General features: G+C 56.4%; 11 protein-coding genes. All 11 read right to left on the bottom strand.

Annotated features, from left to right (window positions below; translation table 11 throughout):
* Window positions 1-202 precede the first annotated feature (202 nt).
* Window positions 203-745, bottom strand: coding sequence for a D-glycero-beta-D-manno-heptose 1,7-bisphosphate 7-phosphatase (gmhB, locus tag ACB039_RS16725; protein WP_041206538.1), 543 nt, complete (start codon window positions 743-745; stop codon window positions 203-205).
* 111 nt (window positions 746-856) lie between these two features.
* On the bottom strand, window positions 857-2,041 hold the full coding sequence (gene tuf / locus ACB039_RS16720) for an elongation factor Tu (RefSeq protein ID WP_041206539.1): 1,185 nt from the start codon (window positions 2,039-2,041) through the stop codon (window positions 857-859).
* 54 nt (window positions 2,042-2,095) lie between these two features.
* A complete protein-coding gene (gene fusA, locus ACB039_RS16715) occupies window positions 2,096-4,201 on the bottom strand; it encodes an elongation factor G (protein WP_005325033.1) in 2,106 nt (701 codons plus the stop codon).
* 74 nt (window positions 4,202-4,275) lie between these two features.
* Window positions 4,276-4,746 (bottom strand): 30S ribosomal protein S7, encoded by a 471-nt coding sequence (gene rpsG / locus ACB039_RS16710; RefSeq protein WP_010675949.1) that lies wholly within the window; start codon window positions 4,744-4,746, stop codon window positions 4,276-4,278.
* Window positions 4,747-4,839: 93 nt separating this feature from the next.
* Window positions 4,840-5,214, bottom strand: coding sequence for a 30S ribosomal protein S12 (rpsL, locus tag ACB039_RS16705; RefSeq protein WP_005306278.1), 375 nt, complete (start codon window positions 5,212-5,214; stop codon window positions 4,840-4,842).
* A gap of 182 nt (window positions 5,215-5,396) precedes the next feature.
* Complete coding sequence (gene tusB, locus ACB039_RS16700; RefSeq protein ID WP_041206540.1) at window positions 5,397-5,675, bottom strand: sulfurtransferase complex subunit TusB; 279 nt, start codon at window positions 5,673-5,675, stop codon at window positions 5,397-5,399.
* A 7-nt stretch (window positions 5,676-5,682) separates the two neighbouring features.
* On the bottom strand, window positions 5,683-6,039 hold the full coding sequence (gene tusC, locus ACB039_RS16695; RefSeq protein ID WP_005325047.1) for a sulfurtransferase complex subunit TusC: 357 nt from the start codon (window positions 6,037-6,039) through the stop codon (window positions 5,683-5,685).
* A gap of 9 nt (window positions 6,040-6,048) precedes the next feature.
* On the bottom strand, window positions 6,049-6,441 hold the full coding sequence (tusD, locus tag ACB039_RS16690; protein WP_005325051.1) for a sulfurtransferase complex subunit TusD: 393 nt from the start codon (window positions 6,439-6,441) through the stop codon (window positions 6,049-6,051).
* Between the two features lie 86 nt (window positions 6,442-6,527).
* Window positions 6,528-6,908 (bottom strand): RidA family protein, encoded by a 381-nt coding sequence (locus tag ACB039_RS16685; protein WP_041206542.1) that lies wholly within the window; start codon window positions 6,906-6,908, stop codon window positions 6,528-6,530.
* A 26-nt stretch (window positions 6,909-6,934) separates the two neighbouring features.
* On the bottom strand, window positions 6,935-7,651 hold the full coding sequence (locus tag ACB039_RS16680) for a transcriptional regulator (RefSeq protein WP_025328613.1): 717 nt from the start codon (window positions 7,649-7,651) through the stop codon (window positions 6,935-6,937).
* A gap of 196 nt (window positions 7,652-7,847) precedes the next feature.
* Window positions 7,848-12,152: a DNA-directed RNA polymerase subunit beta' gene (gene rpoC, locus ACB039_RS16675; RefSeq protein WP_005325063.1), complete on the bottom strand. Its 4,305-nt coding sequence runs from the start codon at window positions 12,150-12,152 to the stop codon at window positions 7,848-7,850.
* Window positions 12,153-12,165 lie beyond the last annotated feature (13 nt).

Genomic DNA, 12,165 nt, shown 5'->3' with positions numbered 1-12,165 from the left:
CTCAACCGCTTTCTCGAGTCAAGCCTTATTTTTAAAGGCTTTTCGAGGTTATCAACCAGGTTGTTTGCGTTGCCGCTTGCCCTGTCGATGGAGGCGCATTATAGGGAGCTGAAATTTTTTGGCAAGCAGATAATTGCAAAAAAATGGCTTTCACCAACCGTTCGCTCATAAAGCCACCAATGCGCGTGTTAAGCGAACGAAATCAGCCCGCGACAGGCGCTGAAATGGCAAAATCGTGCAGATTGTCATAAACGGTATCAGCCAGCGTATTGCCCTCATCGGTCACTGCCTTGCCGGTGCGCACCATCACCTTGTGTCCGACCCCAGCATTGATGGCCGCTTTCAGGTCGGAAGACTTGTCACCCACCATATAAGAACGTGCCATGTCGATGCCGAGCTCCTGTTGCGCCAACAGCAGCATACCGGGTGCAGGCTTGCGGCAATCGCAGGGTGCACCATGATCCGGATGATGAGGACAGAAATAGATACCATCGAGATCCACATCCCGATCGGCCAGTGACCAGTCCATCCACTCCGTCAGGTTCATGAAGTCGTCTTCACTGAAGTAACCGCGGGCGATGCCAGATTGGTTGGTGACCACGATCAGCAGGTAGCCCTTCTTCTTCAACAGTTGCAGGGCTTCGATCACCCCGGGCAGGAAATGGAAGTCGTCTACCTGGCTGACATAACCTGTGTCTTCGTTGATAACACCGTCACGATCCAGAAAAATGGCGGGCTTGCTCACTGGGGACTACCTCAATAAATGATTTTGCAGAGTATCTCATAGGGCATAAGACCCAAAAAGAAAAAGGGGCAGCCGAAGCCACCCCTTTTATGTGTGCAGATAGCGAATCGATTAAGCGATTACGCTAGCAACAACACCAGCACCTACGGTACGGCCACCTTCACGGATAGCGAAACGCAGGCCGTCGTCCATCGCGATCGGCGCGATCAGGGTAACAACCATTTTGATGTTGTCGCCTGGCATGACCATCTCTACGCCTTCCGGCAGCTCGATGGTACCGGTCACGTCGGTAGTACGGAAGTAGAACTGCGGACGGTAGCCCTTGAAGAACGGGGTATGACGACCACCTTCTTCTTTGGACAGCACGTACACTTCAGATTCGAACTTGGTGTGCGGCTTGATGGAGCCCGGCTTGGCCAGTACCTGACCACGCTCTACGTCTTCACGCTTCACGCCACGCAGCAGGGCGCCAACGTTCTCACCGGCACGACCTTCGTCCAGCAGTTTGCGGAACATTTCAACACCGGTACAGGTGGTAGAAACGGTGTCTTTGATACCGACGATTTCAACGGTCTCGCCAACTTTAACGATACCGCGCTCTACACGACCGGTAACTACGGTACCACGGCCAGCGATGGAGAAGACGTCTTCGATAGGCATCAGGAACGGCAGGTCAATGGCACGCTCCGGCTCCGGGATGTAGGTATCCAGGTGGTGAGCCAGCTCAATGATCTTCTCTTCCCATGCAGCGTCGCCTTCCAGCGCTTTCAGCGCGGAACCACGTACTACCGGCAGGTCATCACCCGGGAAGTCGTACTCGGTCAGCAGTTCACGAACTTCCATCTCGACCAGTTCGAGCAGCTCTTCGTCGTCTACCATGTCGCACTTGTTCATGAACACGATCATGTACGGGATACCAACCTGGCGACCCAGCAGGATGTGCTCACGAGTTTGCGGCATCGGGCCGTCAGTCGCGGCTACTACCAGGATCGCGCCGTCCATCTGGGCAGCACCGGTGATCATGTTCTTAACGTAGTCGGCGTGACCCGGGCAATCTACGTGGGCGTAGTGGCGGGTAGCAGTGTCGTATTCTACGTGGGAGGTGTTGATGGTGATACCACGCTCACGCTCTTCCGGTGCCTTGTCGATCTGGTCGAAGGCGAAAGCTTTACCACCGAAGTGCTTGGCCAGCACGTTGGTGATGGCGGCGGTCAGGGTGGTTTTACCGTGGTCAACGTGGCCGATGGTGCCGACGTTTACGTGCGGTTTATTACGCTCAAATTTTTCTTTAGACACGACGTAGTCCTTCTAGGTTAAACCCGCCTACCGTCGTAGGCGGGGAATCATAAATTACTTGGATTTGCGCTCTTCGATCACGGCCTGGGCGACGTTAGTCGGGGCATCGTGATACTTGGCGAATTCCATGGCGTAGGAAGCGCGACCCTGGGTAGCGGAACGCAGGGCAGTCGCATAACCGAACATCTCGGCCAGCGGCACGAGAGCACGAACGATCTTGCCGGACGGGCCGTCTTCCATACCTTCGATCAGGCCACGACGACGGTTCAGGTCACCGATGACGTCGCCCATGTAATCTTCCGGAGTCTCAACTTCTACTTTCATGATCGGTTCGAGCAGAACCGGGTTGGCTTTCATGAAGCCAGCCTTAAAGGCCATGGAAGCAGCGATTTTGAACGCCAGTTCGGAGGAGTCGACATCGTGGTAGGAACCGAAGTGCAGACGCACACCCAGATCCATGACCGGATAGCCTGCCAGCGGGCCGGACTTCAGCTGCTCACGGATACCCTTGTCAACACCCGGGATGAACTCACCAGGAATGACGCCGCCCTTGATGTCGTTAACGAACTCGTAGGCTTTGCCTTCTTCCAGCGGGTACATGTCGATCACAACATGACCGTACTGACCACGACCACCGGACTGCTTGGCATGCTTGCCTTCGATGTCCTTGACGGTATTGCGGATGGTTTCACGGTAGGCAACCTGCGGCTTACCTACGTTGGCTTCAACCTTGAACTCGCGACGCATACGGTCAACGATGATGTCCAGGTGCAGCTCACCCATACCGGCGATGATGGTTTGGCCAGATTCTTCGTCAGTCCATACGCGGAAAGACGGATCTTCCTGCGCCAGACGGCCGAGAGCCAGACCCATCTTCTCTTGGTCAGCCTTGGTTTTCGGCTCAACCGCGATGGAGATTACCGGCTCCGGGAATTCCATACGCTCGAGGATGATCGGCGCTTTTTCGTCACACAGGGTGTCACCAGTGGTCACGTCTTTCAGACCGATGGCAGCGGCGATGTCGCCTGCGCGAACTTCTTTGATCTCTTCACGCTTGTTGGCGTGCATCTGAACGATACGGCCAAAACGCTCGCGCTTCTCTTTGACAGAGTTCAGTACGGAGTCACCGGAGTTAACCACACCGGAGTAAACGCGGAAGAAGGTCAGGTTGCCTACGAACGGGTCGGTAGCAATCTTGAATGCCAGAGCAGAGAACGGCTCGTCATCGGAAGCGTGACGCTCGTCCTTGGTCTCGCCATCCAGCTTCAGACCGTCGATGGCTGCTACGTCGGTCGGAGCCGGCAGATAGTCAACCACGGCATCCAGCATGGCCTGTACGCCCTTGTTCTTGAACGCAGAGCCACAGGTAACCAGGATGATTTCGTTGTTCAGAACACGCTGACGAAGAGCTTTCTTGATCTCTTCTTCGGTCAGTTCTTCACCACCCAGGTATTTTTCCATCAGATCTTCAGACGCTTCAGCAGCGGCTTCAACCAGGTTCATGCGCATTTCTTGCGCTTGTTCCAGCAGCTCGGCCGGGACGTCTTCGTAATCGAAAGACACACCCTGGTCAGCTTCGCTCCAGTTGATGGCTTTCATCTTGACCAGGTCGATAACGCCCTTGAAGTTCTCTTCTGCACCGATGTTCAGTTGCAGGGGAACCGGCACGCCTTTCAGACGGGTCTTGATGTGCTCAACGCAGCGCAGATAGTTGGCGCCGGTACGGTCCATCTTGTTGACGAACGCGATACGGGGAACCTTGTACTTGTTAGCCTGACGCCATACGGTTTCAGACTGTGGCTGTACGCCACCTACGGCACAGTACACCATCACGGCGCCGTCCAGAACACGCATTGAACGCTCTACTTCGATAGTAAAGTCAACGTGGCCCGGGGTATCGATGATGTTGATACGGTGCGGTTGGAACTGTTTACCCATACCGGACCAGAAAGCGGTGGTCGCGGCGGAGGTGATGGTGATACCACGCTCTTGTTCCTGTTCCATCCAGTCCATGGTGGCGGCGCCATCGTGAACTTCACCGATCTTGTGACTTACACCGGTGTAAAACAGAACGCGCTCGGTAGTAGTAGTCTTACCGGCGTCGATGTGAGCGGAGATACCGATGTTACGATAACGCTCAATGGGGGTTGTACGAGCCATTGTCATCCTCTTACTAGGAGCGTACCCCTAGATAACTGAAGGTGCGCAGAGCCTGAAGGCCCTGCGCAGGCGGATTACCAGCGGAAGTGAGCGAAAGCCTTGTTCGCTTCAGCCATACGGTGAACGTCTTCACGTTTCTTGACAGACGAACCCTTATTGTCAGCGGCATCCAGCAGCTCGCCAGCCAAACGCTGAGCCATTGATTTTTCACCACGTTTACGAGCGGCATCAACCAACCAGCGCATTGCCAGGGCATTGCGACGAACCGGACGAACTTCTACCGGTACCTGATAGGTTGCACCACCGACGCGACGAGATTTAACCTCGACCGCCGGACGAATGTTGTCCAGAGCGACTTCGAACAGGGCCAGGTGCTCTTTGCCAGATTTGGTGGCAATGATGTCCAGGGCGCCATAAACGATGGCTTCTGCAACAGATTTCTTACCGTCAACCATTACTACGTTGACAAATTTAGCCAGCAGCTCTGATCCGAACTTGGGATCCGGCAGGATTTTACGCTGACCAACAACACGACGTCTTGGCATTTTAAATTCTCCGTAACTTCAGGGGTTACCCAAAACTAGAAAGTTATCTAACTAGAAACGAATTAACGTTTGGCCTTACTTAACGGAGAACCATTAAGCTTTCGGACGCTTCACACCATACTTGGAGCGAGCCTGCTTACGGTCTTTAACACCGGCACAGTCCAACGCACCACGAACGGTGTGATAACGAACACCTGGCAAATCCTTGACACGACCGCCACGGATCAGAACAACGGAGTGCTCCTGCAGGTTGTGACCTTCACCACCGATGTAGGAGGTGACTTCGAAGCCGTTGGTCAGACGTACACGACACACTTTACGCAGTGCAGAGTTAGGCTTCTTGGGGGTGGTGGTGTATACACGGGTGCATACGCCACGCTTCTGAGGGCACGCTTCCAGCGCCGGCACGTTGCTTTTCACAACGAGCTTGATGCGTGGCTTGCGAACCAACTGGTTAATAGTTGCCATCAAAAGGCTCCTGATAATGACTTCATAAACGTGTGAAAAATCCTCCCCGCAGATACGGGGACGCGAAATTTTATGCCCTGTTGTCTAGGGAGTCAAGATTTATACAATTCGTGCGCCAAAAGGGCAAATGACATCCCGCCACTATTGTGATAATCGCCTGAGATAGCTGGTAAAAATCAAATTTAGCTGGCCCAGGTCTGCGGTGATCCATGCTCGGCGATCAGCTTGATCAGGCCGGCCATGTCGAGTGCCATCCCGATCCTGGGGGACAAGCCCCTCGCCTTCAGGTCTTCCCCCATCACATAGAGCGGGATCCCGCTCAATCGCTCGCACCACTGCGGAGCCGTCGTCGCCACTACGGCGTCCTGCATCAGCACCAGCAGATCCGCGTCCTGGCGATAACGCAACACCTGCTCGAGGTCCTGGCTGAGGAAAGGCGAGCTCAATACAAGCTGTATCATGAGTACCTCAAAAGCTGATGTGGGTGGTGAAGTTATCCCACTGGCGGCGGATCTCGGTCGGACTCACCACCGTCACGGGGATCAGCAGATCCTCGGCCGTCAGGCCACGTTCGGCCAGCGACACCGCACAGACATAGACCTCCTCGATATCGTACAGTTCCAACATCTTGAAGGTCGGCGCGTAGTGGCGCTGCAATATCCCCTGCGGCGACTGCTCCCTGACCAGTTGCAGCACGCCGTCACCGATGAGGAACAGCGCCAGGGATTCCGTCAACGCAGAGGTGGCCAGCAAGGCATCCAGGCCCTCTCGTCCACTCGCCGTACCGTGGGGACCACGCCGGCAGATAAAGGCTATCTTGGCCATTTCATCCCCCTAGAACTGGACGAAGCGGTCGGCGGTCAGACTGGCCTCGGCCAGCTGACCCAACCCGCTCAAACGAAACGGGGTCTGCAGATTGAACTGGGTCTTGCCGATCCCCTTAGCCTCGGCTTCATCGAGCACCCCGCGGCGCATGGCGGCGGCGACACACACATCGATGGCAATACCCTGCGCCAGGGCCAGATCGCGCCACAGCGCCACCAGGTCGGTCTCATCGCTGGCCGGGGCATGCAGACCATTACCGTTATGGACCCCATCCTGATAGAAGAACAGGTGGGAGAGACGATGCCCCTGCTCGATGAGACTCAGGGCAAAGCGATAGGCGGTGCTGGCCGTCTGGGTGCCATAGGCGGGCCCGGTGACCAGCAGGGCAAAATTCAGACTCATGTCCGTACTCCTGCACAGATGTGCATCCATTCTATCTCAAAGACGAAAAAGCCCCTCCTGGGAGGGGCTTTTTCGCTGACGGTGACTCAGACGTAAGCAATGGCTTCGACTTCGACCAGCACATCTTTCGGCAGGCGAGCCACTTCCACGCAGGAGCGCGCCGGCGCAGCGTCACCGAAGTAGCGAGCATAGACCTGGTTGAAGGCCACGAAGTTGTTCATGTCGCTCAGGAAACAGGTAGTCTTCAGCACCTTGCTGGTATCGGCACCCGCCGCCTTCAATACTGCAACCAGGTTCTTCATCACCTGTTCGGCCTGCGCTTCTATGCCACCGGCAACTATGTCCATGGTGGCCGGATCGAGCGGGATCTGCCCGGAGGTGAACACCAGGTCACCCAGCTTGGTGGCCTGTACATAAGGACCAATTGCGGCAGGCGCCTTGTCGGTTGCAATCACTTCTTTAGCCATTGTTATCTATCCTCTATCTATGGCGCTTACTCGCTTTCTTCTTCACCCTGCTTGCGCTGTCGGATGTAGAGATACACGGTATGTTTGGAAATATTCAGCTTGTCGGCGACCAGGTTGATCGAGTCCTTGATATCAAATATGCCCTTCTCGAACAACTGGGTCACGATAAAACGATTCTTGGCGTTGTTGGCCACGGAGGGATCACGGTTGATCTCGTCGATGGTGTTGTCCACCGTCTGGGCAACCAGCTCCTCCACGCTGTTGGCGAAGGTCTCCGGCGATTGACGCTCCACTTGCTGGGGCGTCGGGAAGAATTCGGCCACGAACTCGTGGAAAGGCGCATTGATGTGCAGGTTGATGCAGATAAGACCGATCACCTGCTTGTCGCGGTTGCGGATGGCGATGGTGCTCGACTTCATCAGCGCACCGGTCCGGCTGCGGGCAAAGTAGCTCTGGGTGTGATCCTGACCCGTACTCTCGATGTCCTTGAGCATACGCAGGGCCAGATCGGTGATCGGCGCTCCCAGGGTCCGCCCCGTATTGAATCCGTTCGCTATCTTGATCACTGACTCATGCAGATTTTCCAGGGAATGCAGCACCACTTCGCAGTGCTTGCCGAACAGATCGGCCAGGCCCTCGATGAGGCCCTCATATGAACGCAACAATTCCCTGTCTTCGTCTGTAAAAGCGCGACCGCTCAGTTGCTCTTCGGGAAGCAGTACTTCCTCGATACCGACAGCCATGTTCTACCCCTGTAATAACCATTCAACTTTCCCGAGTTTTCAATTGCGGGGGATCAATGTCAACTTTTTTTGATTTTTTGCTCTATAACCTTGCACTGGATCATCCCCTGCCCCAGCCCGGTGCAGCGCACTACTGGCGGTCAGGCAACAAAAAGGGCCCCTTGAAGGAGCCCTTTTTAATCACTGCAGCTGAAGATTACTCTTCGTCAAAACTGCCGGCTGCGTTGAGCAGATCCGCCAGATTTTGCTGAGCCTCATCGGCAGTCACCTGCGGCACACCGACAGCACGGGCTGCGGCGGCACGCTGGTTGATCCGGGCATGGTGGTAGGCAAAGCCGGTACCAGCCGGGATCAGGCGACCCACGATTACGTTCTCTTTCAGGCCACGCAGTTCATCACGCTTGCCGCCAACGGCCGCTTCGGTCAGAACACGAGTGGTTTCCTGGAAGGAAGCCGCGGAGATGAAGGACTCGGTGCTCAGAGATGCCTTGGTAATACCCATCAGGATATGACGGAAGGTGGCCGGAGTCTTACCCTCGGCAACCAGCTTACGGTTGGCAATCTTCACGCGAGCCACTTCAACCTGCTCGCCTTCGATCAAATCGGTGTCGCCAGCGCTCAGGATCTCGCACTTACGCAGCATCTGACGAACGATGACTTCGATGTGCTTGTCGTTGATCTTAACGCCTTGCAGACGGTAAACGTCCTGCACTTCGTTGGCGATGTAGTTGGCGACCGGGCTGATACCGCGCAGACGCAGGATGTCGTGAGCAGACTCAGGACCATCTGCCAGTACTTCACCCTTCTCAACTTTTTCACCTTCGAACACGTTCAGGTGACGCCACTTCGGAATCATCTCTTCGTAGATATCGCCACCGTCGGTCGGGGTGATGACCAGACGGCGTTTGCCCTTGGTCTCTTTCCCGAAGGAGATGGTACCGGAGATCTCGGCCAGGATAGCCGGTTCCTTCGGTTGACGTGCTTCGAACAGATCCGCAACGCGCGGCAGACCACCGGTGATGTCCTTGGTACCGCTGGACTCTTGCGGGATACGCGCGACCGCGTCACCCACGCCCACGTTGGCACCATCCTCCAGGTTCACGATCGCCTTGCCCGGCAGGAAGTACTGGGCTGCAACATCGGTACCCGGGATCATGACATCCTTGCCGTTCTGGTCGACCAGCTTCACGGTCGGACGCATCTCTTTACCCGCGCTCGGACGTTCATTGACATCCAGCACGACGATAGAGGAGAGACCGGTCAGCTCGTCGGTCTGACGAGTGATGGTCACACCGTCGATCATGTGTTCGAAGTCCAGGCGACCTGCTACTTCGGTGATGATCGGGTGGGTGTGCGGATCCCAGTTGGCGACGGTATCACCGGCACTCACGGCCTGGCCATCTTTCACTTCCAGCACGGAACCGTAAGGCAGCTTGTGGCTTTCCTTGGTACGGCCCATCTCGTCCATGATGGTCAGTTCGGTAGAACGGGAGGTGATAACCAGCTTGTCGGCACTGTTGGTAACAAACTTGGCGTTCTGCAGCTTGATGCTACCGGTGTTCTTGACCTGGATGCTGCTCTCGGCAGCAGCTCGGGATGCGGCACCACCGATGTGGAAGGTACGCATCGTCAGCTGGGTACCCGGCTCACCGATGGACTGGGCGGCGATAACACCGACAGCCTCACCCTTGTTCACCAGGTGACCACGGGCCAGATCACGGCCGTAGCAGTGAGCACAGTTACCGAAGTCGGTCTCACAGGTGATGGCAGAACGTACCTTCACGCGGTCGACGGAGTTACGCTCCAGCAGGTCACACAGATACTCGTCGAGCAGAGTATTGCGCGCGACTAGGATCTCGCTTTCAGTACCCGGCTTGATCACGTCTTCGGCGACCACACGACCCAGCACGCGCTCACGCAGCGGCTCGACCACGTCACCACCTTCGATCAGCGGAGTCATCCACAGACCTTCGGTCGTACCGCAATCGTCCTCGGTGATCACCATGTCCTGAGCCACGTCAACCAGACGACGAGTCAGGTAACCGGAGTTCGCTGTCTTCAGTGCGGTATCCGCCAGACCCTTACGAGCACCGTGAGTGGAGATGAAGTACTGCAGTACGTTCAGACCTTCACGGAAGTTCGCCACGATCGGCGTTTCGATGATGGAACCATCCGGCTTGGCCATCAGGCCACGCATACCGGCCAGCTGACGGATCTGGGCGGCGGAGCCCCGCGCACCAGAGTCGGCCATCATGAAGATGCTGTTGAAGGAGGCCTGCTCTTCTTCTTCACCCAGGGAGTTGACGTTCCGCTCCTTGGAGAGGTTATCCATCATGGCCTTGGAGACGCGATCGTTCGCGCTGGCCCAGATATCGATAACCTTGTTATAGCGTTCGCCAGCGGTCACCAGACCGGACAGGAACTGGTCCTGGATCTCGGCAACTTCGGCTTCGGCTGCCGCAATGATGTCTTTCTTGGCATCCGGGATGACCATGTCATCGATACCAACGGAAGCACCAGACAGGGCCGCGTAATGGAAACCGGTATACATCAGCTGGTCAGCGAAGATGACGGTGTCCTTCAGGCCCTGCTTGCGATAGCAGGTGTTCAGCAGACGGGAGATGAGCTTTTTGCCCAGCGCCTTGTTGGATACGGATTTGATCCAGTTCTGCGGATTGGCATCCAGATCGGCCTGCTCGGCGGCAGTCAGCACCTTGGGTTCGTCGATCAGCGCGTATTCCATGCCTTTCGGCAGGATCAGGCTCAGGATCGCACGACCAACGGTGGTGTTCTTCATCTCGGTGTGCGGCAGCAGGGAACCGTCTTCCTGACGCAGGTATTCGGTAATGCGCACTTTCACACGAGCATGGAGATCGGCCAGACCGGCACGATAGACCTTCTCGGCTTCTTTCGGACCGGCCAGCACCATACCTTCGCCCTTGGCGTTGATACGGGCACGGGTCATGTAGTACAGACCCAAGACCACGTCCTGGGAAGGAACGATGATCGGCTCACCGGAGGCAGGCGACAGGATGTTGTTGGTAGACATCATCAGGGCGCGCGCTTCCAGCTGGGCTTCCAGGGTCAGCGGTACGTGGACCGCCATCTGGTCACCATCGAAGTCCGCGTTATAGGCGGCACAGACCAGCGGGTGCAGCTGGATGGCCTTGCCTTCGATCAGGGTCGGTTCAAACGCCTGGATACCCAGACGGTGCAAGGTCGGTGCACGGTTCAGCAGGACCGGGTGTTCGCGGATCACTTCGTCCAGGATGTCCCAAACGACCGCTTCTTCGCGCTCCACCATCTTCTTGGCGGCCTTGATGGTGGTCGCCAGACCACGGGATTCCAGCTTGCCATAGATGAAGGGCTTGAACAGTTCCAGCGCCATCTTCTTCGGCAAACCGCACTGATGCAGACGCAGCGTCGGGCCTACGGTGATAACGGAACGACCGGAGTAGTCGACACGTTTACCCAGCAAGTTCTGACGGAAACGACCTTGCTTACCCTTGATCATGTCGGCCAGGGATTTCAGCGGGCGCTTGTTGGAGCCAGTGATGGCACGACCACGACGGCCGTTGTCCAGCAGGGCATCCACGGACTCTTGCAGCATGCGCTTTTCGTTGCGCACGATGATGTCCGGAGCCGCCAGATCCAGCAGACGCTTCAGGCGGTTGTTACGGTTGATCACGCGACGGTACAGATCGTTCAGATCAGAAGTCGCGAAACGACCGCCGTCCAGCGGTACCAGCGGACGCAGGTCCGGCGGCAGCACAGGCAGCACTGTCATGATCATCCACTCCGGCTTGTTGCCGGACTGCAGGAAGGCTTCCATCAGCTTCAGACGCTTGGTGGTCTTCTTGCGCTTGGTCTCGGAGTTGGTTTGATCCAGCTCCTCGCGCATGGTCTTGACTTCACCTTCCAGATCGATGGCACGCAGCAATGCAAGGATCGCTTCGGCACCCATCTTGGCGTCGAATTCGTCGCCCCACTCTTCCAGCGCGTCCAGATAGTTCTCTTCGGACAGCATCTGGCTGCGCTCGAGGTTGGTCATGCCGGGTTCGATAACCACATAGGATTCGAAATACAGCACGCGCTCGATGTCACGCAGGGTCATGTCCAGCAGCAGACCGATACGGGACGGCAGGGACTTCAGGAACCAGATGTGGGCAGTCGGGCTGGCCAGCTCGATGTGGCCCATGCGCTCACGACGGACCTTGGTCTGGGTCACTTCTACGCCGCACTTCTCGCAGATCACACCACGGTGTTTCAGGCGCTTGTACTTGCCGCACAGACACTCGTAGTCCTTCACCGGTCCGAAGATACGGGCGCAGAACAGACCATCACGTTCCGGCTTGAAAGTCCGGTAGTTGATGGTCTCAGGCTTTTTGACCTCACCGAATGACCAGGAGCGGATCATGTCAGGAGAGGCCAGACCGATCTTGATACTGTCAAACTCTTCGGTCTTGGTCTGAGCCTTCAAAAACTTGAGTAAGTCTTTCACGTGTTTCCCCTGT

It is taken from the genome of Aeromonas sp. S2(2024), from assembly GCF_041402505.1.
GTDB classification, from domain to species: domain Bacteria; phylum Pseudomonadota; class Gammaproteobacteria; order Enterobacterales; family Aeromonadaceae; genus Aeromonas; species Aeromonas media.
Note: the sequence above shows the minus strand (reverse complement) of the source record. Positions and strands in the feature narration are given on the sequence as shown.